Raw genomic sequence first — 21112 nt, 5'->3', positions numbered from 1 at the left:
GCATCCTGCAATCGGGGTGCCGGGTCTTTCTCATGGAGGCGATTCAAAAGCCAAAACGACGGATGATATGATTAGAAGCTAGGAGGTGAACGGAATTGAAGAAGAGAACGAAATCGCGCATAGCTTTCGCGGCATCGGCGGTATTCCTGCTGAGCGCCGCAGCGATGTTCGCCTTCCTCCTCTATTGCAGGCAGGCGGCGCATACACCGCCCTCGCCAGACGCGGCTCACGAGTCCACGGTGGAGGACGGCGATGGGTTTCCTGCGGTCGATTGGGATTACTGGCAGGACATCAACCCGGATGTCATCGGCTGGGTCACCATTCCCGGCACCACCGTGGACTCCCCCATCCTTCAAGCTCATGGAGACGCCCCCGGCTATTACCTCAAGCACGACGTGTACGGCAACTACAACCCAGCCGGTGCCATCTACCTTGATGCCGATTGCGAGGAACTGGGGCTGTCCAGCCGCAACGCCGTCATCTTGGGACATCATTTCTGGAACGACAAGAAGGTGGCCCCAATGGGTACCGTCGCCGATTACAAGGACGAAGACTTCGCCCGCGAGCACGCCCGCGTGCTCATCCAGACCCCGACCGCGAAGATGACCTACGAGGCGCGGTTCGCGCAGATAGTCAACGGGCGCGAGCGCAACAAGCGCATCGACTTCGAGGGCGAGTCGGACTTCCGCGCATGGTACGGCGAATCTCGTGAGAACGCCGCCATGGTGCTCGATGCCGAGACGGAGCCGGAACAGGTCATCTCGCTCGTCACCTGCTCCTACAACATCTGGGTCGATAACGAGCGCACCGTCCTCGTCACGAGTATGCAAGAAACGGCCAAGAATCAAGCCGAAAATACGCAAATCGCACCAGACGCATCCTGAGCCTTCTGGCGGCAATCCGACATACGGCTGGCATCAGCATAGGCCCGACCCTCTCAACGCCCCGCAGACGCGATTCTGCGGGGTCGTTTTTCTTGCAACCTTCTGAAAATCAGCATCGGGTCGCCGTCCATGCGCGTTGATATAATGATGCCAACAGCTGACGCGGAAAGGACTGAAATGAAAGAGCAGAAGAAATCGAAGTCGCTTGAAATCGTGGAGAAGCAACGTGCGCTCGTGGTCGAGAAGATTATCGAGGACATGAAGCGCGACGGACTCCATTGGTCGGAACCCTACATCCCCTCCCTCAGCCCCCACAACCCGGTATCAGGCACGGTGTATCAGGGCGGCAACCGTTTCCACCTCGGTTTCGTGGGCTACATGCGCGGGTTCACGGACAACCGCTGGTGCACATTCAACCAGATTCGCGATAGCGGCTGGCATCTGAAGAAAGGTGCCAAAGCCGCCCTCATCGAGAAATGGCGCGAGTTCTCCATCAAGGAGGAGAACGAGGACACGGGTGAGAAGGAGGTCACCGGCCACTACCTGCGCTGCGTCGGCTACTGGAACGTCTTCAACGCAAGCGAAATCGAGGGCATCCCCGCCCCACCGGTACCGGAGCATGTGAGCGACCGCACCGCCGCCATCGCGGACGACCTCATCCTCTCCTCCCGCTGCCCCATCGTGGAATCCATGCGCTATCAGGGGAGCGCCGGTTACGCCCCCGGCTCCGACCGCATCCTCATCGCCCCGCGCGAGACCTTCCTATCGGATGAGACGTTCACCCGCGTGCTCCTGCACGAGATGACCCATTCGACCGGGCACCCATCCGCCCTCAATCGCGGCTGCAACACTGACTTCGGAAGTCCCGAGTACGCGCAGGAGGAGCTTGTGGCCGAACTCGGCTCCCTTTTCCTCTCCGCAGACCTCGGCATCCAGAGCGTCGATTACGAGGGGGCGCACTACGAGAACCACGTCTCCTACCTGCAATCGTGGATGCACGCGCTGGAAGACGACCCATCCTACCTGTTCAAGGCTGCGGCAAAGGCCGACAAGGCGGGCACCCTCATCATCGGGCGCTACAACGATGTCTTGGAAAAGCGCCGCGACCGCGACGTGGAACGCGCACCTGAGAAGGTGTCCCTCAAGGGCGAAGTCACAGCCATGAAGGACGCGGCGAAGAGCCATGATGAGCAGGCCAAAGCGCCTGAAATCGCGGTCTCCGCGCGGTAGAAAACAGTTGTGGAAATGGCTGAAATGTAGTATAATAGTAGTGTAGAAAGCTATCAACCTTTAGATATAGGAAGGGATTACGAGAGGAGTGAAGTAGGATGAAATATCGCACGATTGAGGGCGGTTACAAGGTGCCGGTGTTCACAAAGGACTGGAAGGCGATGTGGTTCATGCTGGGCATGTTCTTCCAGATATTCGCCCCCTTCTTCGCCGTCATCTATTACGCTATCCGGTTTCCGCAAATCAAGACGGTAAGGGAAGTCGCTGCAACATGGGCGACACGCGGCTTGTTCACGATGGTCGCCATCCTAGTATGTGTCGGCTGCATCCTCTCTTTACTAAGTTGATTACACCATCAGGAGGAGAAACATATGTTTAAAGTGATTGAACCGATACCGTGGAGCTTCACCATCGAGTTTGACGAGGAGAAGGCGAAGCGCAACGGATATGACATCGAGACCCTGTACGATTACGTCGGCAGGAATGTGGAGAAATACGGAGTCACCCGCATCGGGCATGGGACATGGAAGGCGAAGGTCGGCGATGAGGTGGAATCACAATGCCTCGCGCTCTCCATGCTCTCCAATGCGAAATGGGTCATGCGAAACGTCAAGTCGCTCGTCGCCTTCGAGGATGACACCGATGCCATCGACTGCCTTGACGTCTTCCGCAAGACCGACCCTCAATGCCTTTATGCGTAAGTGATATGCCATGGCAAATCGTAGAAAAGCATTCCATTTCGATTTGGATGAAGATAGGTTGAAATCCCTTTATCCATCTGAAAGTAAGACGGGCTACAAAAGCGCATGGGGCAAGATACAGGCCTTCATGGAAGCGAACGGCTTCGAGCACACCCAATATTCCGGCTACGAATCCATTCATGGAATGTCCTACTTGCAAGCGTACAAGGTGTTGGAGGGTTTGCAGAAGACATATCCGTGGTTCAAGGATTGCGCTCAAGTAGCAACGCTCACCGAAATCGGTAAGCGTCACGACGTACTGGAACATCTCGGCAATGGCAAAGACATTGAGGAACCGGATGTCAGTCACTCGGAGCCTTTACGGCTCAAGGACGAAGCTCATGCCATGCGGGAATCTTCGAGGGCATTGGAAGCATCTCGTGAAGACCAAGCATATCATCAAGAAAACGAACGATGATAAATTAGCAATAATCTGAGGCCTCGGTTATAAACCGGGGCTTTTTCCTGCCATCAATCGGCGCGGAGCCATTGTCAACGGGAGCGTGGAATACCGGAGTCTTGGCGAGGATATGCCGCGAAAGCCCGTTTACAGGAGGCTCACGGGAAATCCTTTTGGTAAAGGAAAGGAGGCCTCCTGCTTTCCCTGCCCTCCGGCGAGGATGGGTTCGGGTGAAACCCGAGATACGGGTCAAGGGACGCGTCCCTTGCGGGGTTCGGGGTGGAATCCCGAGATGGATTGACCAAAGACTCCGGTGAATTAAATATCACAAGCACGACGAAGCCCCCGGCTAATGACGGGGGCTTCTTTCATTGAAATACTCTGCTTGATGATGTTAATTCAAGGAGAAGATGACGGCTACTTAGTAGCAGGACATCCAGAGCACTTGTAGGTAGTAATAGTCTCGTCCCATGCAGGGGAGACCTCCTTAGTCTCGTCCCATGCAGGGCTTGTTACTTTCCATTCTGAGTGATAACCTCCACAGCTACCATCACCATTAAGGAAGGAGTCGTTGATATGCCCCCACGGGTCACCTGTGATGTTTGCGCCACAGTTATTGCAAATATATATTTCCTCCGTTATTGCATCGTGATGGATGGTCTGGTATTGCGCATCGTGATGGATGGTCGTTGTCTGCGGTACCCAGTTATGGGTGTGTTCAGAATCACCACCGTTACCTGAGCCGCCGGAGCTAGAACCACCGCCGCCCTGATTCTGGGTGCCTGAACCGCCTCCGGCGTTAGTAGTATCATCTCCACCGCCGTTATCCGGCTTAGCATTCCCAGCACCCTCGGTGTTGTCTTCCTCCGACTTCTGGCTCTCCTCATCGACCTTGTCCTTGTCGGCGTTCGGGTTCGCCTTGGCGTTCTCCTTGACCAGCTCGATGACCTTGGTGCCGTTCGCGCCAGTCAGGGTCTCGTCGCCCTTCTTCACGGCGTCGCCGACGGACTTCACGATGGCGTTGAGCGCATCCGCGTCGGCCTTGTCAGCCGCGATGGGCTTGAACTCGAAAGGCAGTTCGTCCCCCGTGTCCTTACCATCCTTGTCTTCGGCCTCGGACTTCACCATGGCGGTCTTGGGAACCTCGTAGATGGAGCCGTCCTTGTCCACGGGGCTGATGAAGGAGACCTCGTACTCGCCCTCTGCGGGCACGTCGAGCGCGTGAGGCTCGTTCGCGTCGTAGGCGTGGTAGTAATCCACCTTCTCTTCCTTGTTCACGATGTGGGCGATGACCGGAGAGGACTCGCCCTTCACCCAGCCGTCCGCCTTGGCACCGAGCTGGATGACCTGTTGCTCCTGCTTCTCAGTCTGCTCGATGGACGCAGGCTCCTTCGGCTCCGGCTTCTGCGAAGCCGCATACCAGACACCGCCGCCGATGAGGGCGATTGCCAGCAGCCCACCGAGTCCGGCCATCACGGCCTTCTTCTTGTCGAACTCATGGCCGAAGAGCACGATGGTGCCCTTCTTCTCATCCTCCTCCCCCTCGGTTGGGACGTGCGGCATCTGCTGCGTGCCCGTCTCCTGCTTATCCTTATCGAAATCCTTGTTGTCTTCCATGACCAATCTTCCTTTCAATCCCGCACCGCGAGCGCGGTGCTTACTTCAATCTGAACCTATATGTATGTGTCCGCGTCATCCGCATAGGACGAAATCACGCGCATCTTTCAGCTTGCGTGTCACGAGAACATCTGCCAGACGATGTGGACCAAGATGAACAGCACGAGCATGAGCGCCGTCCACTTGAGGAAATGGAACATGCGGTCCGGCAGGGTGACCATCGCAAGGCGCTCGATGCGGCGCTTCGACTCCAAGACCATCGTGTCGATGGCCTTCTTGCTGCGCTCCGTCGCCTCCTCAAGGTTGTGCAGGGTCATCTCACGCGCCTCCTCTTGGGCCTTGTTGACACCGTTGAGCGCGGCCTGCTCTGCGGAATGGGTCTCGTCCTTGGCGCTGTTGTACAGCTCCTCGACCCTATCGACCAGATTGCGCATCTCGTAAAGCGTCTGGTCCATCTTCTTCACGGCCTGATTGACCTCCGCCCTCTGGGCATCCACGCTCTCCTTGAGCTTCTTCACTGAACCGGAGAGCTTTCGGTAATCGCTGATGCCCTCGGCCTTCTCATCGGCCTCGCCCACCAACTTGCGACCTGCGGCACGCATCTCACGTGCCTCCTCGCTGAGGTTCCTGACCCCGCTGATGTGCGTCTCGACACGCTCGTCATCGCGTTCCATATCCTCCCCTTGTCCTAGAGATTCCTTGAGGTGCTTCGCGCTATATGCCATGCCGTCACACCTCCTTCTCACCAACCAGTCTGGTGCGGGTGTGGAAATCATCGCCTATGAGTCCGGTTCGCATGAAGTTCTGCAAAGCATCGGCGACCGTGATGGCGGTCTGGCCGTCATCGCACTGGGCGACGCAGCACCAGTTGCCCGGTCGATGCTCCAACGCATGGGCACGGCGCACCTCCACGACCCACTTCTCCGTCGCCTGCCCCTTACTCATAGAACTCCTCCTGCTCTTGATAATCCTCGCAACTGATGTATTCTGGGCAGTTGGACGGGCTGATGCGGCACCCATCCAAATCAGGGTATTCGCACCCCAGATTTCTGCCGAGCCAATGGGCGCAATCCGCCTCCCTGCATTCATTGTCAGCCATTCGTTCTCCTTTCCAAGCAATAGTATTATACCATACTATATCAATAGTAAACTACTTTTCTCCAATTTTACCTAGCTCCGACCGAAGCTCGAAGATGTTCGCCAAGATGAAGGCGATGCCGAAGTGGGTCATGGCATCCGACCCCTCGGGTTCGCCGCTGAGCCACCGCGCTATCGCGATGAGCGCCCAGATGGCGGCTATCGCATACCAGAGGATGCTCTGGATGAGGTTGTCGTCCACCTTACTCATCGGTGCGGACCTCCCCTGCCTTCCGCATCTTATGCCGCATCACCTGTATGGCACGCACGCTCCTGCCTGTCATGCGGGAGATTTCCCTATCGGGCATATCGTGCTCCATCACCAATTTCCTCTCCCAGTCCTGCCACCTCGTGTGACGGACATCATCATCGCCGGGGCATAGGGCGTAATTCCTCTCCCGCTGTCGGTTGCGGTACTCCCTTGCCCTCTCACTGTCCGCGAAGTTCTTCAATGTCTTCGGCATTCACGCCTCCTCAAACTCACCGCACCAATCGGCATCGGTGCTGTACATGTCAGCACCCGTGGTGCGGTCGCAGGTGGTCAGGTGGGTGCATCGCGTGCAGGGGAACAGGTGCGCCGCAGAGCACCTGCGGCTGCGAACCAACCCGCAGTGCATGAGGCAACCGCCGGTGCAGAAACACCGACCGTCGGTCATCCCGTCATAGCCGTTCTCCTCAAGCCAATCCGCGACCATATCCACCACGGTGGCCCCGTCCTTACCCATGGAAAGCATCTCGCCCCTCCCCAATAACACCCGTCCCGCAGAACGGGCAGACATTAAGCGGCAGCTCGGTAGCCCCGACATCGGTCTTGTTCTCCGCATACTCCCTATCGCAGCAGTCGAAGTGCCACACATCGTAGACCGACCCGCTCTTAACGAGGGTCCTCACGCATGTTCGCTCCGGCTCAGGCTCGATGAGGTCTGCGAGGCGGCGATACGACGCGTCGGCCAGAATCACATCGAAGTCGCTCCGTTGCACACCTATGATGTCCTCAATATCCTGTCCCGTGAACAGAGGCTTGCCGATGTGCGTCCACAGCCTCTCCGCTACCTCGCTGCGTTCGTCGTTAGTCGGCATCATTTCCATCCTTCGACATCTATGAATCCTCCAACATCCTCAACGCGTTCGGTATCTGTTCCATGACATGCTGGACCGTACCCGCCATCACCTCCTTATCAATGGAAGCCGTCGCAACGGCTCGGGCGTTCCATCGCTGTATCAGCTCGGGGACGAACTCGTCGGTCATCTCGGCACCGCAATGGATGCAGGTGATGCCGAACAGAGGTGGCGACTTGCGCGTCGCCGGTCTGACCTCGCCGAGCATGGGTTCACTCCCGCAGAAGGGACAGGGCTTTAAGGCGTGTTTGCTCATATTCTCCACCTTCCTAGCATCAGTTGACATTGAATTGATATTCACCCCAGCTGCCTTCTGGAATATGGATGCGCGTCTCATACTGGCACTCTTGCCCGTATGGGAACTCGATAGGAGACTCAAATAACAACGATGAAGATGACATATACGTGACCTTCTTGTCCTTGATAATCGCGACTCTCTCGACCCGTGCGTCCTCTTTGGAAGAATCGAACAGGACGGTCACTTCGCTTGCGAGATAGCGTTTCTTCTTGTAGCCGCCGTTCCCATCAGCTGTCATCACCGTGTAGTAATCATCTTCACTGATGCTGCCGTGTACACGATTACCACCCAAGAGCGAGTTGCTACCGCCGAACTCACCCGAGATGTAAGACGTGCCGTCTAATGTCACAATGGGGGTTGACTCCACTATCTCCTCACGCTCGTTCACCACCTCTATGCTCTTCGAAACCATACATTCAAGACTGAATGATAAGGCCACAAAGGCAATAACAGGGATGACGCTAAAGACCACCGAATAGATGAATCGAGCGACATTTCTTTTGATTTTTGAGTGCCATTTACCCGTGTCCAAACTCTCATAGATTATCGTCACAACCCCCAAAGCAATCCCGCAAAGCAGAAGCCCTCCAATCCCGATACAGCCAAGAACACTCTCCCACTGCTTCCACGTCATGATTTCTCTCTCCCCTACTTCCAGTATCGGAACGGCTCTCGCCACATCCTCATGACCACGGCTCCGATTGCCCTATCCGGGCATATCTCAGCGAACAGCCGCTTCGTCGGCTTCACACCGTCGCGCTCCCACAACTTTTCCAGAACACCCATGGTGACAAGAACCGCATCCAAAGCATCATCTGGCGTGATGAAGTAATCTTTACCGTGAAAGGTCTCCCCATAGATGAAGAGGATACCGGTGGAGGCTTCGCGAATCACCTTGTTCATGATGACCGCTGTGGCATGTGCCCACGCTTTGCGCCTGCGCTCTTCGATGATGTTCACAGTGCCCCCGCCCTAGTACATGAGAAGCGAGCCGCACTTCGGGCAGAAGGTCGGCACGTCCTCCGCGAGGCTGTCGAACTGCGGCTCGGCCTCCTCGTCCAAATCGGTCATGTCCTGCGCGATGACACCTGCCCAACCGCAGTGCGAGCACCAGATGCCATCGACCGGGTTTGCCGAGGATTTGTTAGCGGAGTTCACGCGCGGCACATACCTGCGGCTCTTGAAGCGCGAGGATTCGTGGCTGACCTCGATGTGCTCGGGCCACTCATCCTCGCGCCAATTACCTGGAAGAATCTCGTTCAAATACATCAACGCCCCTCTCATAGTCGTGTGTGTTGCTACTATTGTAGCATACCATAAACCCACTAATGTAGAGACGTTGGGTATCTTCACGGGGACGCCACTTAACGCACGTCCGGTCGCTCATGCTTGCGCTCGGCCTTGCCGATGGACTGGGAATCGCGGCGCTGCTGTTCACTGGACCCGCTCGTGCCTCCGCCCTTCTTGGGCTTGCGTGCATAGGGAACCTCGGAAGCCATCTCGACGCGCAGCTCGTCGGCACCGCGACGATATGCGAGCCACAGGCGCTTCACCTCGGGGTCGTCCATGACCTCCTTGGGCGGGCGCTTGAGTTCGAGCTTCGGGAACGCGGCGAGGGCAGTGCCCTCCAAGCCATGCGCCTTCTTGCGGTAATCGAGGTAGGTCTTCCTCATGTCCTCTAGGTAGGCATCGCGGATGCCGGTGACGCGCTGGCGCTCGGCTTCGACTGCCGCTCGGGCCTCGGCGATTTCCGCGCCCTTGGCCTCGATGTCCGCTTCCACGTTCTGCAAGAACCGCTCCTCAAGGCCGTTCGCGTTCAGGTCGGCATCGAGCTTCGCGAGGGAGAAGGAGTATTTGGAGTTGTCGGTGTCGGTGACGTAGAGCCTGCCCTTGCGGAACTGGGTGTCAACGCCCCAGCCCTCAAGCATCTCACGGTACTCGTAGATGTTCTCGGCCTTGTCGGCTGCGAGACGGCACAGCTCGCGCAGGTTCATCTTGTAGGACTCTCCCCCGCGCCCCTCAATCTCCTTCTCCACCTTCGACGGTTGCTTCTTATGGACGGAGGAATTGCGCTCATCGCGCTCCACCTGCTTCAAGCCCCATGCCTTGTCCATCTTGCGGATGCGGGAGGCACGTTCGACCTTGGCCTTCTGTCCGCGCCCTTCATTGAGGCGCTTTTTCGTCTGGATGTCGGAGCGATTTATGACCATATGAACGGCATAGCGATGGGTCTTGTCCTCCTTGCAATACTCGTTGTGCAGGGCAAAGACCACCTGCTGATTCGGATAGAACTTCGCCGCGTACTCCTTCGCGTAAGCCATGCACTCCTCTGGCGTGAGCTTGCCGCCGTTGATGTCACATTCATCCGGGAGGAAGGCGAGTATCTGATGGTACATAATCGTGTTCCTCGACTGCCTCAACTCGCCGGTCTTCTTGTCCCGGACCATTCGCGATGCCTTATCGTGACCGAAGCGCCTACGCGTGGTTTCCATGAAAGTCGCCCAACGCTTGATGTTGGTGCACCCATCCATGTTCTGAGAGTCACGGAGAAGAACCTTCTTGTCATCGTTGATGTAGGCGCGGAGGTTGCGCTGATGTCCATTCTCTGTGACGGCTCGCTGCTTGATGATGGTCAATGGTCATTCCTCCTCTCACCTATCATCTTCATCATCTACATATTTCCAATGGCAACCTTTATATTTCTTGCCAGACTTGCATGCTGCACTTACTCCTCCGCTGTTTGGAGTAGACAGATGTAGTTGTGCCTCCGTCGCTGAGGAGAAGATTTCACCACTCTCGATACAAAGCACCCTCTTTGCATTATGCTTGTAATTTGACTCAGCCCCGATGGATTTTGCCACGCGACTGACATTCGAGGTTGACATGCCCAATAAAGCTGCAATCTCCCGATAAGACTTATCGCCTTCTCGGATTAGCGTCTCTGCCTGAGCAATGACTTGCTTCGGAATACGTAAATCTGTCTCAAAACCGTTCTGACGAAGTACCTCTCCGACAGCGGTACCACTGCGTCCAACTGATTCCGCTATCGCAGTAATCGTCATCCCATTATTACGCAGCCTTATAATCTCCTTCTTTTCCTCGTCACTTATGGGTTTCGCCTTTGAATATCTTCTACAACTGCTAGTTAGCCTACGGACATAGGCATAAGCTGCGTCATATTTACAGGCAAGTTCATCTATTGACATACCGGCTTCGTAATCAGCGATGAGATTTTCAATATCAATCTTCTCACGTACAGGTCTAATGAGAGCGGTCATACCCGCCCTTCTTACAATCTCATAGCACTTTTTTGCGTCTATCCCGAATCTTTCAGCCAATTCATATCTAGTATAAACACGGGGGTTCTCAACAAGAAAATTGAGTAAAGGCTTATTGCGTTCTCTTGCACGGTTTAGCTGCCCGTCGAAGTCGAAGCCTATCTCCTCCAAACGGTGTATCTGCTCAGTATTAAGCCTGCCAGCACGATATACGTCTCGCAGATAACATATTGTCGAGTTTTTATCCACCTCAGTCATCTACATACTCCCAGTGATAGCCGCGATAACGATTGCCGGAACGACATGCACACGAGACACGGTTGCCATTCACAGAGTTAGGGCTGACGGACTTCTGAGCGTCATGAGCTGACAAGAAGACCTCACCTGTCTCGATACAACGTGTGCGCTTTCTTCCTTGCCGCCAATCGCTTTGTATACCGGCAGCGCTTGCGATACGGTGAACATTAGACCTGCTGATACCGAATCTATCAGCAATTGCCGCCCTACTCACTCCTTCTCTAAGACACTTCTCAATCTCTCCTATATCGGTTTTTGAAAGTTTTCTACTACCCGCTGCAATATCAGCCTCATTTAACACCTTTGCAACTGTGGCAGCATTTCGCCCGACAATATTGGCTATCTCAGTGAGGGACTTACCCTCCAAGCGCAGTGCGCAAATCCGCTCTGCCTCTTTGTTGTCTATAAACTTCGGCAAGGTTTTACCGGCTCTTCTCAGAATGGCTCTTACATAATCTACGGTAATTCCATAACGGACAGCCAAAGCATTTACATCTCGGATGTTCTCGTAGTCATCCAGAAGCCCCGCAATGTTCACGCGACCTCTTACAGGCTTTACTAACTCCTCTAACCCTTGATAACGTATTATTCTGTAACACACATTCCAATCAACATCGAATATATTCGCGATTTCAGAATATGTGTACTCATGCGGATATGTTCTCAAGAGGTCTGCAACTGACTCGCGTAGTGTCACGCCTCTTGCTTTCTGACCTATAAAGTCAAAGCCGATGTCATCCAACCGTCTAATCTGGTCTTCCCCCAACTTACCTTTCTTATATGCCTTTCTTACATCGGAAACGATTTGATTCAGGTTCTTATCTCTCATAGGATGCCTCCGTTCTGCGCCGCAACTTCCTCAAGGAAGGCAATCTTATCGTCGATGCTCATCTTCGGATTCAACGCCTCGCGAAGTTCAGCCGCGAGTTCGCGCGGGTCCTTAATCTCGTCAATGACATTAAAATCCTTTGGGTCGTGGATTGGCTTCTCACCACATTCCGTCATCTCACCATATGCGCGTTCCAAGCGCTTCTGCATCCCAGTGATGCCGCCGAGTGAGCCGAAGTTGTTGCAGAGGTCGAACACAAGCGGTGTGCCGTTACCGCCAGAGCTAAGTGCGCGACCGAGCTGCTGATGGAAAATGACAGGCGACTTCGTGGGACGCACCATCACGATTGCGTCGATGCCGCTGATATGCACGGCCTCGTTGAGCTGGTTGATGCAATAGAGCACCTTGAGGGCACCGCTATCATCGTCCTTGAACATCTGGAAGTCCTCTGTGCCTGCGGTCGGGTCGGCGCTGGTCGTCTTATAGACGTGGATGTTCTCGTTCACGCCATGGAACCATTCATGGCTCAACGCCATGAACTCTTGCAGCTTCTCATTGTTCGGGCAGAACACGATTATCTTCGCATCGCTTTTCTTCAAGTGCTTCGCGATGACCGTGTCAACCCCTCCGGCATCTTGCAGTGAGCGGCGCAACTCCTCGTACTTCTTCGTGAACTTCGAGTATTTCTTCTTGTCCTTGACCTTCTCGATGGAGACCTTCAACTCGCCAAACTCCTTGGGCGCATCGTAGAGCGCGATGACGTACTTCGGGATGGGCAGGATGCCGCGAAGCCAAGCCTCCTCAAGCTCCATGCTGCTGACGATGTTGCCCTCGAAAATCTCATCGGCCATATTGCGCCCGTCATCCGAGAAGCGAATTGGGGTCGCGCTGAAACCAAGCAGCTTCGCATCGGGACTGCCGTCGATGAACCACTGGACACCCTTGCTCCACTCCGGTGCCCCGCAATGATGGAACTCGTCTAGGATGATGTAGTCGTACTGTAAAGTTACATGCTCGCTCCTTGCATGTACCATCGCAGCGGAGTACGTCTTGAATTGCAGGTTATCGGGATGGAAGCCCGGTGCTATCTTCTCAAGGTTGTCCATCTGGTCGATGAACATGTAGTCGTTCGTGCCGAGAAGCAGGAAACGCTTATCGGGGTTGTCCTGAACCAGCTTCGCGATGATGACGAACTTGCCGGTGCCCGTCGGCTGGATGACGCAGGCGCGGTCGCTCTGCGAGAGCATATCGCATAGCTTGTCGTAGGCGATTTGGTTATGTTGGTAAAGCTCAATTTGAGAGTTCATATTAGTTGTCCTTTCCACTCTCTCGCTGAAACTCGCTAATCATCGACAACCTCCCAGTGAAATCCACCGGCTTTGTTGTTTATAGCGCGATAGATTTCCCTGCGGTCAATCCCCGTCTTCTCCATCGCCTTCCTCGTGCTCTCGAATACCTCACCAGTCTCGATACAACGAACTCTTACCCGAGCCTTTCCCCGTGGATGGTTGAAGAACTCATCGGATGGTTGCGGTTTCTCGGCATAGAAATAGTGATGCCCCCGTGTGGCATGTCCTTTTGTCACCGCATTGTAAAGAGTCGAACGGGGAACTCCGATGGCCCTTGCACACTCATTGAATGACTCGAACTTCTCGCCAGTCTCCAAACAGATGACAGGTTGTGTCTTTATCATTCTCATCCTTTCGCAAATCGTCGTTTATGTAAATCAGTATTTAGGACTCATCACTATCGCCATCGCTGAAATCATGGACTGTGATATAGACCTTATGCCTTGTTGCCTCTTCGCAAAGTTGACCGAGCACATCTGAGACTTTCAGGAACATGTCACCCTCTCGCGTCAGAATCCGAAATGTCTCCTCCGCGTTATAGGCATCCGCGCCGTATGTGTTCAGGAACTTCATGAGCTGGTTCAAGTTCACACCCTGTTTATGCAACTCGGTCGCAATCTCCTCGATGGGTCCTACATCAATCATCGTGACGTTCAGATTGTCGGAATGGATGAGTGCCGTGCGCACATAATCCGAAACCGTCATCCCTAATTTAGCGGCCTTGCGTTTGATGATTTCCCTTTCCTTATTTGTCACACGGACTTTCAGCCATATATCTCTGTTCGACAAACTCTTCTCCTCACTTTCATAAAACGGAACTTCTGAAACGGTGCCGCCGCCGTTTCCAAGTTCTGGGATTGCGAAAAGCCGCCTTTTCGCTGGTTGGAGAACGGTGGTCAGGTCCCTATCTTTAGGTACCTGATTATCGGTCGAGAACCCCCTTTCGGGTAGGCTCCTAAAGCCGTCCGAAAGCAAGATGGAAGGGTGGTTCAAATGCGGTTTTACCGCGTTTGTGGCCACACTTCCTACATCTTGCAACTCGAAGAGCGACTTTAGTCGGTGAGCACTGCTATTGTAGCAGTGCGAGAGCCTTCCCGGACGGGAAATAGGGGTGCCGCCGCCCCTATTTTCTGGCCGGGAAGGCGGTGTCTCCCGGAGCTTGCGGAGGGAGACAGAAAGGTGGGGTGCCGCCGCCCCACCTTTCTCAAATCCGCGAAACGCAGACAGATGATTTGGTATTCCCGACTTGGCAGTCATGTATTTTCAGACGCTCGCGAACGGATGGATGTACTTTGCTTCGGCATGGGAACGCCGCCCCGTGAACCGGTATCGCGTGATTCTCAAAATCGGTCGCGCCGTTTTCTGGATGGCGGTGAATCGAAAATCTCGGATGGCGGTGATGCGAGGCGGCGAATCTCAGAAGATGATTTCAGGCCACGGGTCTAATCGAAATTGGAAACGTACCAACGGCCATTCTCGACCACGATGCTGCTCCTGCCGAAATCGACATCGACAAAGATACCATCATCCTCGATGACGCGAATGTCCACGCCATCGAAGAAGTCAAAGTAGCCAACGATGTCGCTGTGAAGCTCATCCACGCACATGTCGCAAACGACCTTGCCGTTAGATTTATCGTAGATGAGGAACCCATCGTACTTCTCAGGGTCGGTGACGTAAGTGTCAAAGTCGATGATGCCGTTCTCGGTCTTCTCGGCGAAGCTGTTCAACATGCCGATGATGAAGACGGGCGCGTAATCGTGGAACATGCGATGTCCTTTCAAAATCAACCTGTTACTTGTCGAGGGCTTCGGCGAAGACGCAGCAGCGGTAACCCGCGCTCGACATGTCGCCCTCCTTGGGCGGGTCGTTGTGCTTGTAGAGCACAGCACGCCTTCCGGGCCAGTAGTCCGTACCGTCATCGTTCTTCTTGGCCCACAGCCATTCGGTCACCTTGCCGTATCGGAAATCTCCGATGAGCGGAGACGGAATCGTCTCGTCCTCGTCCTTCCCGAACGTGCGGTAGGTGATTTCGTATTTGTCGTAACCGGTCTTCGTGGAGACACGCTTCACGCCGACGATGGTGCAGTGAATCTTGGTCGCCATCGCCACGCGATAGGCTAGGTTGTTCTCATCCTCGGCATCGACGATTGCCCTTGCGCATAGACCTACTTCTACGGGTCTGGGTTGACGGCCCTTCTCGATGGCGGCGGTCATATAGGCCATCGGAAGAATCTCGCGATAGCGTTGGTCGGTCATCTTGTTCTTGCGCTCGTCCATATTGCGTCTCCCTTCGTCGCGGACGGCTGATATGGGAAACCGCCCACACGGGCGGCTCCATATTCCTACTTCAACTTCGCGACAAGCTCGATGATTCCCTCGCGCTGTCGGCTACCGAGACCCTGCACGCGGCGGTTCTCCGCGATGCCGAGCTTGCGCATGATGTCATCGGCCTTGGCCTTGCCGATGCCGGGGATGCACATCAGGAACTCGTGGACGCGGATGCGCTTGGCGCGGTCATCTGCAAGGGCGTCGGCAAGGGAAATCTCTCCCTTCTTCACGAGTTCCTTGAACTCCATACGCTCGCGCCGCGCCTCTGCTGAACGCTCAAGCGCGGCCTTGCGCTGCTCGTCGGTCATTTCGGGCAGGTTGTTGTTCTCCATTTTTTCTCTCCTTACTCTCCGGCATTGCCGGTTCGCTTGTTCTCAGATGCCGCCTTGCGCAAACGCCAGCGGCGGTTCGAGATGGACTTCATCGAACGCTTGATGATTGGTGAAAGCTCGCTATCGGGAATCCTCTGGATGAGAACCAACTTATCCTCGTCATCCGTCCACTTTCGCCGCTCGTACTTGAAGGCGGTCTGTGCGTAATAACGCTTGTGCTCGGCATGTCTGCGTTCACGTTTCGATGCGCTCAACTCGCTCAACCCTCTCATCTTCTGGAAATCTCGACGATGCTTCTTCTAAAAGACTTCATGCTCATCGCTCATGTCCAACTCGAAAAACTTCGCGTTACGCGGTAGAAACACCAACCGCACGGTATGTCCGCCATAGTAGAAGGGGCCACTGTATCGACACTTATGGATGGACAGCTCCGTCGCGGCCTCGTCCTCATCCTGCGCGATTGACAGAACGGCATCGCAACGCTCCATGGCATTCTTCACATCAGCGCTATCGTGCCAACCGTGCGCAGTCAACACGACCGCCGCATTGCAAGAGTCCGCGCACTTCTTCAAACAGTTGCAGAGGCTAGTGGGGCTGCAATCAAAATCATCCAATCCGTCTACCACAATCACGGTCGATTTCCCGCGCCCAGAATTATCGACATACGCAAACTCGCTGATAACATTCTCTAGCTCAACTACAGTAGATGGAATATCACGAAGTTTTATATCCACTTTGGAGAGGTCTTCTAAAGCAGTCAGAATCTCATCGCTCACGACATCGGCATTAGAATGCAATCGCAGGGCTGTATGAATGGAGGCGAGAGATTCTGACGCAAGCATCTTCGCAAAGCACAAATCGACGCCATCATGTGTAAAGAGAAGACACCTATGGCCTTGCGCGGCGGCATTAAGACAGATGTTCATCGCGAATGCGGATGTCCCCATGCCGGGTTTTGCAAGAACAGCCGTCACGGTCTTCGACAGCAGCCCACCGTTAAGTTCGGCATCTAAACCCGGCCAACCCGTCGGGATGAAAATCGACTTTTCAAAATTCAACTTCAACATGTCTACGCCGTCCACTTCTTGACCTCGACCACATCGTAGGTGGCGGCGAAACCGCTGGCCTTCGCACCGAGGGTGAGCGCGTCGCAGACGGCCACCGCCTTGTCGAATGACTCGCACCACGCGACGGCCACGCCGCCGACCACCATCACGACGTAAATCTTGTCGAGCTTCGCATCTGCCGTTGTCGCCATGTCGGCTCCTTTCACTTCGTCCTTCTTGAACGGTTCCGTGTATGCAGGCTTCTCTTTCGGCTGTTGCGCCTTCGCCTTGGGCCGCACCTTCTCCTTCATCTCCTCCAAGATTCGCGCGTCCATGTCGGCGCACCAATCGGTGTAGGCCTTGATGGCGTCCTTGTTGGTGGCGCAGTTGAACATGCGGCGGTCCATCTTGCCGTCGGGCATCTGGTACGTGCCCATGTACGTCGCCCCATGAGTCGGGCCGTAGAGCTTCCCGCGTCCGCCCTGTTGGTTGAATATGGGCTTATCGGGCTTCGACATCCGTCTCCTCCTTCACCTCGACCGCGACGCCCTCCTCGGCGGGCACGAGCCACGTGCGCCATTTAGAGGTAAACTTGCCCGCCTCGCCGTAGGCCGCGCGGAAGTTGCAGACGACGCAGATGCGCCCATCGCCGCCACGCGCGACCCCGATGACCGTGCCCAGACCGAACTTCTGGGAGAGGATTCGACCCCCGATGCGATAGCGGTTCCCGTAGGCATCGCTGGGGAGCGCATGGATGTACTTGTACACCCCGATTCGCTTTCCCATCGCGCACCGCCTACGCGAACTCGGCTTCGAGGAGGCGGTTGATGAGGACGGTCATGTTCTCACCCGTCTCCACCTTGTGATATTGGAGCCTCGTGTGCATGGACTTCGGGATGCGGACGTTGATGCACACCAGCTCATCGACCTCCGGCTGCGCGTGCTGGATGGAGGCCTGCTGGCGCTTGGACTTCTTCGCGGAGGCCATGAAGGCGTTGCTGTTGTTAGACATACTTCTTCTCCTTCTCATTGATGATGGAATCTGCCAGCTCCTCAAGAGCCGGGATGACGTGGCTGTGCGGGCTGTGCTCCGCGACCGACTTGCCCTCGGCTGCGGCCTGCGAGAGCGCGACCGCGCGGGGCACCTTCGCGATGACCGGCACCTGCTCGGACTCAAGGAACTCCACGAGCTGCTTGTCGAGCTTGCCGAACGCGTAGAAGTTGTTGACCACGAGGCGGATTGCCGCACCTGTGCCGGAGTCCTTGGCGATTTGGTAGGTGCGCATGGTCGGCTCCACATCGCGTGTGCTCGGGAGCATGGGGATGAGGATGACATCGGCGGCGCGGCACCAATCGCCCATGCCGTCGTTCAGGACGCCCGCCGTATCGACAATCTGGTAATCGCAGGACTCGGCGTAGTCCGGGTCATCGCAGACCTCGTGAACGGAGCCGCCCTGCGGGTCGGTGGAGACGAACGCCACCGTGGAGCCTCGGCGCTCAAGCGCGAACGCCAGCTCGTCGGCGAGGGTGGTCTTGCCCACACCGCCCTTCTGGTTGAGGAACAGAATCGTGAACATATACATCAGTCCTTTCGTGTCTCGATTCATGAGTCGCTTAATCCGCGAGGCCGCGCTTGCGGTACTCGCGGCAGAGGGTGCGGACCGTCACGGCATAGATGGTGAACAGCGCGGTGAACAGGAACGCGACCGCGAGCACTTCGGGTGCGCTCAGGCCGATATAGCAGCCCAAGGCGAGGGAGACGATAGCGCCCATCGGTGCCGCAGCGGCCACCATGATGGCGAGGCCCCCGTCGATGGGGCGAGGGTTCCGGGCCATATGCCCTCCCTTGGACTTCATCCACATCACTCCCCCCACCAGTCATCGGCCCCGTCGGGGTCGGCGGACGACGCGGCCTTGCATAACGCGAGGGCGAAAAGGAACAGGGCGGCGAGGGCGACCATCGACGCCACGGACCAGACCCAACCGCCCAGACGCCATGCGAGCGCGGCGATTGCCGCAAATTCCACGAGGATGGTGGCCGGGACCCCGTATTCCACCATTCCGACCTTGACCTTATCCGAGATAGCCATATGCGGGACCTTTCATAGATGTCAGACTTGGAACGAGATGAGGATGAAGATAAGCGCGAGGAGGGCGAACAGGGAGATTCGCAGCATCCGTGCGCGGGTCATCCTCCTCCGCGCGAAGATGTAGGCGGCGTCGTGGGCGATGCCGGATGCCGCGAGCACGACCGCCAGCATCAGGGACGCCCAGCCGACCGCGAATAGGACGGGTCTCACGACCGGACCTAGAACGGGATGTCCTCGTCATAGAGGTCGAGTTCGGGTTCGGGGACCGGGGCGGGTGCCGCGTGGGACGGCTCGTAAGGGGTCGCGGGCGCGTCGCCGGTCTGCTCGCGCTTGCCGCCGCTGAACTCAAGCTGGTCAACGATGACGCTCAGCTCATGGCGCTTCTCATCGTCCTTGACCCACTGCGAGTAGCGCAGCTTGCCGTCGATGGTGACCTTGGTGCCCTTCAAGAGGTACTTGGACAGCTTCTCGGCGCGGGTGCCGAACAGGGAGCACTTGACGAACACGGGGGCATCGACGTACTCGCCCTCGGCGTTCTTGCGCTTCTCGTTGACCGCGACGGTGAACCCCGCGACCGCGAGGCCGCTGGCGGTGGCGCGCATCTCCACGTCGCGCGTCAGGTTGCCCTCGATGATGACTCGGTTGATTGCCATGCCTGAATCCAATCTACTCGGATGTGACTACCTGCCTTTTCGGCACTACCAATATAGTAAACTACAATGCCAGTATAGTTGAAATGTAGTAACCTCCATATCTTCTACACGCCGTGTACGTCGGACGTGCCAAGGCCGCGCGATTCCTGCGGTACGCCCTCCATGTACTCCTCAAGCACGATGACCTCGCCCGGTTCGACCCCATCTTCATCAAGTCCCTGCTCGCGCACCAGATAACCGTCGAACGCCAACTTGGCGATGTTGTCCACGCAACCGATGTAATAATCCTCGCACCAAGTGTCGTATATCTCCTTGGACACCTGCGCCACCGACCTGTCAACGACCTCGGCGATGTCGAGGAACGAGCACCCGGTGGCGAAGAAAGCCACGGTCTCAGCCCATTTCCTAGCTTCGCTGACGCGCCTCTTGCCGTAACGGGCACGTGCCCGTTCGAGCGTGAGGCCATGCTGCTCAAGGCTCGTGCGGATAATCCGCTCGGCCTTCTCACCCTCCCCTGCCACGCCGCGCCAACTACCGATGCCGATGGACTGGCGGAGCCAACCGCACCCGTGGGACTCGAAGAACGCATCCAAATCGGCGTAGCTCACGGGCTTGCGCCACCACGGAGCACACCAATCACCCAAGTCATATATGGAATTGATACCGAACGGGCTGTCTACCTCTTTTTGCAAAGCCAAACGCATGGTCAGCAGGTAATGGCAATCGCAGATTCCGTTGTCCTCGACAAGGTTCTCCATCTTCTTCATCCTCCCAATCCTTCAACAAATCAAGGAGGGGTCGCCGGTCTTCCGGTGCCCCTCCCATGCCGCGCCTAGCGCTTTCCAAAGCTCGTGACCGAGAAGAAGTCCCCATTGCCGACGGTCTTCCGCACACGGTAATAAATCCCCTCTGCGCAAGTCTCCTTCGCTATGACAACATCGGAGGGTCTGACGTTCTTCCATCCGTACATCTCGCGAACCCACTTGTCGAGGAACGCCTTGGTGGGGTGGAATGAACGGGAAGAGACATTGCGGTAGAAGTCGCGCCTCGCCCTCTCGCGCCTCTTGGCCTTCGCTCCATCCGCCTCATGGGCATCATCGACGTACCAATCACCATCGACCTTGAAGAACACACGCTCGCTGATGACGTTCCCCGGCTCGACCCAATCGAAGGACCCCTTCGGGGCGCGGCACTCGAACAGGATGCGCGAGTCCAACCCCCGCAAATTCGCGAAGCGACCGTCCTCAGCCACCTCTTTCAACTCGGGGCGGCGGATGCCGACGGCGACGCGCTCGCGACCACGGGAGAGGAAATGCACGCCCACGACATCGCTGTAACTCGCATTGTCCATCTCAAGGACCCAGCCGTCCTCGATGTAGCGATGCACGATGCCCGTGATGATGGCGTTCAGGTCGTTGCGCTTCATGTAGGTTCCTTCCCTTGGGTCTTAACGTGCTTTAATTATAGCAACCTACAATACTA

The 21112-nt window shown here is 56.1% G+C and carries 37 protein-coding genes; 5 read left to right on the top strand and 32 right to left on the bottom strand.

The window, feature by feature from the left end:
• The first annotated feature begins 95 nt into the window (after positions 1-95).
• The 5 genes from ACG3M1_RS02295 (at position 96) to ACG3M1_RS02275 (ending at position 3272) form a co-directional block, all read left to right on the top strand.
• Complete coding sequence (locus tag ACG3M1_RS02295) at positions 96-884, top strand: class B sortase (protein ID WP_395814839.1); 789 nt, start codon at positions 96-98, stop codon at positions 882-884.
• Between the two features lie 177 nt (positions 885-1061).
• Complete coding sequence (locus ACG3M1_RS02290; protein ID WP_395814836.1) at positions 1062-2114, top strand: ArdC family protein; 1053 nt, start codon at positions 1062-1064, stop codon at positions 2112-2114.
• 98 nt (positions 2115-2212) lie between these two features.
• Complete coding sequence (locus ACG3M1_RS02285) at positions 2213-2461, top strand: hypothetical protein (RefSeq protein ID WP_395814832.1); 249 nt, start codon at positions 2213-2215, stop codon at positions 2459-2461.
• 24 nt (positions 2462-2485) lie between these two features.
• Positions 2486-2815, top strand: a complete 330-nt coding sequence (locus ACG3M1_RS02280; RefSeq protein ID WP_303143880.1) for a hypothetical protein — start codon at positions 2486-2488, stop codon at positions 2813-2815.
• A gap of 10 nt (positions 2816-2825) precedes the next feature.
• Entirely contained in the window at positions 2826-3272 is a 447-nt protein-coding gene (locus tag ACG3M1_RS02275; protein ID WP_227402143.1) for a hypothetical protein, read from the top strand.
• 399 nt (positions 3273-3671) lie between these two features.
• Here ACG3M1_RS02275 and ACG3M1_RS02270 read toward each other — a convergent pair whose 3' ends face one another.
• From ACG3M1_RS02270 to ACG3M1_RS02115, 32 genes are all read right to left on the bottom strand, one after another.
• On the bottom strand, positions 3672-4871 hold the full coding sequence (locus ACG3M1_RS02270) for a hypothetical protein (protein ID WP_395814829.1): 1200 nt from the start codon (positions 4869-4871) through the stop codon (positions 3672-3674).
• 119 nt (positions 4872-4990) lie between these two features.
• Entirely contained in the window at positions 4991-5596 is a 606-nt protein-coding gene (locus tag ACG3M1_RS02265; RefSeq protein WP_395814825.1) for a hypothetical protein, read from the bottom strand.
• Between the two features lie 4 nt (positions 5597-5600).
• Positions 5601-5816 carry a hypothetical protein gene (locus ACG3M1_RS02260; protein WP_395814822.1) on the bottom strand — a complete coding sequence of 72 codons (216 nt, stop codon included), beginning with the start codon at positions 5814-5816 and terminating at the stop codon, positions 5601-5603.
• Positions 5809-5970, bottom strand: a complete 162-nt coding sequence (locus ACG3M1_RS02255; protein WP_256292597.1) for a hypothetical protein — start codon at positions 5968-5970, stop codon at positions 5809-5811. The genes ACG3M1_RS02260 and ACG3M1_RS02255 overlap by 8 nt, the downstream gene beginning before the upstream one ends.
• A 51-nt stretch (positions 5971-6021) precedes the next feature.
• The gene (locus ACG3M1_RS02250) at positions 6022-6219 is read right to left on the bottom strand and encodes a hypothetical protein (protein WP_395814819.1); all 198 of its coding nucleotides are present in this window, start codon (positions 6217-6219) and stop codon (positions 6022-6024) included.
• Positions 6212-6472 carry a hypothetical protein gene (locus ACG3M1_RS02245; protein WP_395814816.1) on the bottom strand — a complete coding sequence of 87 codons (261 nt, stop codon included), beginning with the start codon at positions 6470-6472 and terminating at the stop codon, positions 6212-6214. The genes ACG3M1_RS02250 and ACG3M1_RS02245 overlap by 8 nt, the downstream gene beginning before the upstream one ends.
• A complete protein-coding gene (locus ACG3M1_RS02240) occupies positions 6473-6742 on the bottom strand; it encodes a hypothetical protein (RefSeq protein WP_395814814.1) in 270 nt (89 codons plus the stop codon). It abuts the gene before it with no gap.
• The gene (locus ACG3M1_RS02235; RefSeq protein WP_395814811.1) at positions 6726-7088 is read right to left on the bottom strand and encodes a hypothetical protein; all 363 of its coding nucleotides are present in this window, start codon (positions 7086-7088) and stop codon (positions 6726-6728) included. Before ACG3M1_RS02235 ends, ACG3M1_RS02240 begins: the two co-directional genes overlap by 17 nt.
• A 19-nt stretch (positions 7089-7107) precedes the next feature.
• Complete coding sequence (locus ACG3M1_RS02230) at positions 7108-7383, bottom strand: Lar family restriction alleviation protein (protein ID WP_395814808.1); 276 nt, start codon at positions 7381-7383, stop codon at positions 7108-7110.
• 19 nt (positions 7384-7402) lie between these two features.
• Positions 7403-8059 (bottom strand): hypothetical protein, encoded by a 657-nt coding sequence (locus ACG3M1_RS02225; protein WP_395814804.1) that lies wholly within the window; start codon positions 8057-8059, stop codon positions 7403-7405.
• Positions 8060-8073: 14 nt separating this feature from the next.
• Positions 8074-8385, bottom strand: a complete 312-nt coding sequence (locus ACG3M1_RS02220; protein WP_395814801.1) for a hypothetical protein — start codon at positions 8383-8385, stop codon at positions 8074-8076.
• Between the two features lie 12 nt (positions 8386-8397).
• Positions 8398-8694, bottom strand: coding sequence for a hypothetical protein (locus ACG3M1_RS02215; RefSeq protein ID WP_395814798.1), 297 nt, complete (start codon positions 8692-8694; stop codon positions 8398-8400).
• Positions 8695-8789: 95 nt separating this feature from the next.
• Positions 8790-10061, bottom strand: a complete 1272-nt coding sequence (locus ACG3M1_RS02210) for a relaxase/mobilization nuclease domain-containing protein (RefSeq protein ID WP_395814795.1) — start codon at positions 10059-10061, stop codon at positions 8790-8792.
• Between the two features lie 15 nt (positions 10062-10076).
• Positions 10077-10961, bottom strand: a complete 885-nt coding sequence (locus tag ACG3M1_RS02205) for a hypothetical protein (protein WP_395814792.1) — start codon at positions 10959-10961, stop codon at positions 10077-10079.
• A complete protein-coding gene (locus ACG3M1_RS02200) occupies positions 10954-11829 on the bottom strand; it encodes a helix-turn-helix domain-containing protein (protein WP_270854883.1) in 876 nt (291 codons plus the stop codon). Before ACG3M1_RS02200 ends, ACG3M1_RS02205 begins: the two co-directional genes overlap by 8 nt.
• A complete protein-coding gene (locus ACG3M1_RS02195) occupies positions 11826-13136 on the bottom strand; it encodes a DEAD/DEAH box helicase (protein WP_303143844.1) in 1311 nt (436 codons plus the stop codon). Before ACG3M1_RS02195 ends, ACG3M1_RS02200 begins: the two co-directional genes overlap by 4 nt.
• 426 nt (positions 13137-13562) lie before the next feature.
• A complete protein-coding gene (locus tag ACG3M1_RS02190) occupies positions 13563-14198 on the bottom strand; it encodes a plasmid mobilization protein (RefSeq protein WP_395814789.1) in 636 nt (211 codons plus the stop codon).
• Positions 14199-14620: 422 nt separating this feature from the next.
• Positions 14621-14962, bottom strand: coding sequence for a hypothetical protein (locus ACG3M1_RS02185; protein WP_227402155.1), 342 nt, complete (start codon positions 14960-14962; stop codon positions 14621-14623).
• 10 nt (positions 14963-14972) lie between these two features.
• A complete protein-coding gene (locus tag ACG3M1_RS02180) occupies positions 14973-15458 on the bottom strand; it encodes a hypothetical protein (protein ID WP_129980607.1) in 486 nt (161 codons plus the stop codon).
• Between the two features lie 65 nt (positions 15459-15523).
• Positions 15524-15841, bottom strand: coding sequence for an integration host factor, actinobacterial type (gene mihF, locus ACG3M1_RS02175; protein WP_395814786.1), 318 nt, complete (start codon positions 15839-15841; stop codon positions 15524-15526).
• Positions 15842-15852: 11 nt separating this feature from the next.
• Entirely contained in the window at positions 15853-16104 is a 252-nt protein-coding gene (locus ACG3M1_RS02170; RefSeq protein ID WP_257340314.1) for a hypothetical protein, read from the bottom strand.
• Between the two features lie 36 nt (positions 16105-16140).
• Positions 16141-16908 carry an RAD55 family ATPase gene (locus tag ACG3M1_RS02165; protein ID WP_395814783.1) on the bottom strand — a complete coding sequence of 256 codons (768 nt, stop codon included), beginning with the start codon at positions 16906-16908 and terminating at the stop codon, positions 16141-16143.
• A 2-nt stretch (positions 16909-16910) separates the two neighbouring features.
• Positions 16911-17405, bottom strand: a complete 495-nt coding sequence (locus tag ACG3M1_RS02160; RefSeq protein ID WP_395814780.1) for a hypothetical protein — start codon at positions 17403-17405, stop codon at positions 16911-16913.
• Complete coding sequence (locus ACG3M1_RS02155; RefSeq protein ID WP_395814777.1) at positions 17389-17673, bottom strand: hypothetical protein; 285 nt, start codon at positions 17671-17673, stop codon at positions 17389-17391. Before ACG3M1_RS02155 ends, ACG3M1_RS02160 begins: the two co-directional genes overlap by 17 nt.
• A gap of 10 nt (positions 17674-17683) precedes the next feature.
• Positions 17684-17899, bottom strand: coding sequence for a hypothetical protein (locus ACG3M1_RS02150; protein ID WP_227032118.1), 216 nt, complete (start codon positions 17897-17899; stop codon positions 17684-17686).
• Positions 17892-18464 (bottom strand): P-loop NTPase, encoded by a 573-nt coding sequence (locus ACG3M1_RS02145; RefSeq protein WP_303143828.1) that lies wholly within the window; start codon positions 18462-18464, stop codon positions 17892-17894. Before ACG3M1_RS02145 ends, ACG3M1_RS02150 begins: the two co-directional genes overlap by 8 nt.
• 37 nt (positions 18465-18501) lie before the next feature.
• Complete coding sequence (locus tag ACG3M1_RS02140) at positions 18502-18744, bottom strand: hypothetical protein (RefSeq protein ID WP_395814774.1); 243 nt, start codon at positions 18742-18744, stop codon at positions 18502-18504.
• 5 nt (positions 18745-18749) lie between these two features.
• A complete protein-coding gene (locus ACG3M1_RS02135) occupies positions 18750-18977 on the bottom strand; it encodes a hypothetical protein (protein ID WP_395814771.1) in 228 nt (75 codons plus the stop codon).
• A gap of 21 nt (positions 18978-18998) precedes the next feature.
• Positions 18999-19148, bottom strand: a complete 150-nt coding sequence (locus tag ACG3M1_RS02130; protein ID WP_227402163.1) for a hypothetical protein — start codon at positions 19146-19148, stop codon at positions 18999-19001.
• Between the two features lie 47 nt (positions 19149-19195).
• The gene (locus ACG3M1_RS02125) at positions 19196-19630 is read right to left on the bottom strand and encodes a single-stranded DNA-binding protein (RefSeq protein WP_227402164.1); all 435 of its coding nucleotides are present in this window, start codon (positions 19628-19630) and stop codon (positions 19196-19198) included.
• Positions 19631-19734: 104 nt separating this feature from the next.
• Entirely contained in the window at positions 19735-20397 is a 663-nt protein-coding gene (locus ACG3M1_RS02120; RefSeq protein ID WP_395814769.1) for a hypothetical protein, read from the bottom strand.
• 65 nt (positions 20398-20462) lie between these two features.
• Positions 20463-21056, bottom strand: a complete 594-nt coding sequence (locus ACG3M1_RS02115; protein WP_021420664.1) for a hypothetical protein — start codon at positions 21054-21056, stop codon at positions 20463-20465.
• Positions 21057-21112 lie beyond the last annotated feature (56 nt).

The sequence above is a fragment of the Clostridium sp. 10cd* genome, from assembly GCF_044336395.1.
GTDB classification, from domain to species: domain Bacteria; phylum Bacillota_I; class Bacilli_A; order Erysipelotrichales; family Erysipelotrichaceae; genus Clostridium_AQ; species Clostridium_AQ innocuum.
This window is presented reverse-complemented; position numbering and strand designations above follow the sequence as displayed.

Excerpts from the sequence above, each read along its gene's own strand:
- ACG3M1_RS02290 (WP_395814836.1), top strand. The coding sequence starts at position 1,062 with ATGAAAGAGCAGAAGAAATCGAAGTCGCTTGAAATCGTGGAGAAGCAA.
- ACG3M1_RS02285 (WP_395814832.1), top strand. The coding sequence starts at position 2,213 with ATGAAATATCGCACGATTGAGGGCGGTTACAAGGTGCCGGTGTTCACA.
- ACG3M1_RS02280 (WP_303143880.1), top strand. The coding sequence starts at position 2,486 with ATGTTTAAAGTGATTGAACCGATACCGTGGAGCTTCACCATCGAGTTT.
- ACG3M1_RS02275 (WP_227402143.1), top strand. The coding sequence starts at position 2,826 with ATGGCAAATCGTAGAAAAGCATTCCATTTCGATTTGGATGAAGATAGG.
- ACG3M1_RS02270 (WP_395814829.1), bottom strand. The coding sequence starts at position 4,871 with ATGGAAGACAACAAGGATTTCGATAAGGATAAGCAGGAGACGGGCACG.
- ACG3M1_RS02265 (WP_395814825.1), bottom strand. The coding sequence starts at position 5,596 with ATGGCATATAGCGCGAAGCACCTCAAGGAATCTCTAGGACAAGGGGAG.
- ACG3M1_RS02260 (WP_395814822.1), bottom strand. The coding sequence starts at position 5,816 with ATGAGTAAGGGGCAGGCGACGGAGAAGTGGGTCGTGGAGGTGCGCCGT.
- ACG3M1_RS02255 (WP_256292597.1), bottom strand. The coding sequence starts at position 5,970 with ATGGCTGACAATGAATGCAGGGAGGCGGATTGCGCCCATTGGCTCGGC.
- ACG3M1_RS02250 (WP_395814819.1), bottom strand. The coding sequence starts at position 6,219 with ATGAGTAAGGTGGACGACAACCTCATCCAGAGCATCCTCTGGTATGCG.
- ACG3M1_RS02245 (WP_395814816.1), bottom strand. The coding sequence starts at position 6,472 with ATGCCGAAGACATTGAAGAACTTCGCGGACAGTGAGAGGGCAAGGGAG.
- ACG3M1_RS02240 (WP_395814814.1), bottom strand. The coding sequence starts at position 6,742 with ATGCTTTCCATGGGTAAGGACGGGGCCACCGTGGTGGATATGGTCGCG.
- ACG3M1_RS02235 (WP_395814811.1), bottom strand. The coding sequence starts at position 7,088 with ATGCCGACTAACGACGAACGCAGCGAGGTAGCGGAGAGGCTGTGGACG.
- ACG3M1_RS02230 (WP_395814808.1), bottom strand. The coding sequence starts at position 7,383 with ATGAGCAAACACGCCTTAAAGCCCTGTCCCTTCTGCGGGAGTGAACCC.
- ACG3M1_RS02225 (WP_395814804.1), bottom strand. The coding sequence starts at position 8,059 with ATGACGTGGAAGCAGTGGGAGAGTGTTCTTGGCTGTATCGGGATTGGA.
- ACG3M1_RS02215 (WP_395814798.1), bottom strand. The coding sequence starts at position 8,694 with ATGTATTTGAACGAGATTCTTCCAGGTAATTGGCGCGAGGATGAGTGG.
- ACG3M1_RS02205 (WP_395814792.1), bottom strand. The coding sequence starts at position 10,961 with ATGACTGAGGTGGATAAAAACTCGACAATATGTTATCTGCGAGACGTA.
- ACG3M1_RS02200 (WP_270854883.1), bottom strand. The coding sequence starts at position 11,829 with ATGAGAGATAAGAACCTGAATCAAATCGTTTCCGATGTAAGAAAGGCA.
- ACG3M1_RS02195 (WP_303143844.1), bottom strand. The coding sequence starts at position 13,136 with ATGAACTCTCAAATTGAGCTTTACCAACATAACCAAATCGCCTACGAC.
- ACG3M1_RS02180 (WP_129980607.1), bottom strand. The coding sequence starts at position 15,458 with ATGGACGAGCGCAAGAACAAGATGACCGACCAACGCTATCGCGAGATT.
- mihF (WP_395814786.1), bottom strand. The coding sequence starts at position 15,841 with ATGGAGAACAACAACCTGCCCGAAATGACCGACGAGCAGCGCAAGGCC.
- ACG3M1_RS02165 (WP_395814783.1), bottom strand. The coding sequence starts at position 16,908 with ATGTTGAAGTTGAATTTTGAAAAGTCGATTTTCATCCCGACGGGTTGG.
- ACG3M1_RS02160 (WP_395814780.1), bottom strand. The coding sequence starts at position 17,405 with ATGTCGAAGCCCGATAAGCCCATATTCAACCAACAGGGCGGACGCGGG.
- ACG3M1_RS02155 (WP_395814777.1), bottom strand. The coding sequence starts at position 17,673 with ATGGGAAAGCGAATCGGGGTGTACAAGTACATCCATGCGCTCCCCAGC.
- ACG3M1_RS02150 (WP_227032118.1), bottom strand. The coding sequence starts at position 17,899 with ATGTCTAACAACAGCAACGCCTTCATGGCCTCCGCGAAGAAGTCCAAG.
- ACG3M1_RS02145 (WP_303143828.1), bottom strand. The coding sequence starts at position 18,464 with ATGTTCACGATTCTGTTCCTCAACCAGAAGGGCGGTGTGGGCAAGACC.
- ACG3M1_RS02140 (WP_395814774.1), bottom strand. The coding sequence starts at position 18,744 with ATGAAGTCCAAGGGAGGGCATATGGCCCGGAACCCTCGCCCCATCGAC.
- ACG3M1_RS02135 (WP_395814771.1), bottom strand. The coding sequence starts at position 18,977 with ATGGCTATCTCGGATAAGGTCAAGGTCGGAATGGTGGAATACGGGGTC.
- ACG3M1_RS02130 (WP_227402163.1), bottom strand. The coding sequence starts at position 19,148 with ATGCTGGCGGTCGTGCTCGCGGCATCCGGCATCGCCCACGACGCCGCC.
- ACG3M1_RS02125 (WP_227402164.1), bottom strand. The coding sequence starts at position 19,630 with ATGGCAATCAACCGAGTCATCATCGAGGGCAACCTGACGCGCGACGTG.
- ACG3M1_RS02120 (WP_395814769.1), bottom strand. The coding sequence starts at position 20,397 with ATGAAGAAGATGGAGAACCTTGTCGAGGACAACGGAATCTGCGATTGC.
- ACG3M1_RS02115 (WP_021420664.1), bottom strand. The coding sequence starts at position 21,056 with ATGAAGCGCAACGACCTGAACGCCATCATCACGGGCATCGTGCATCGC.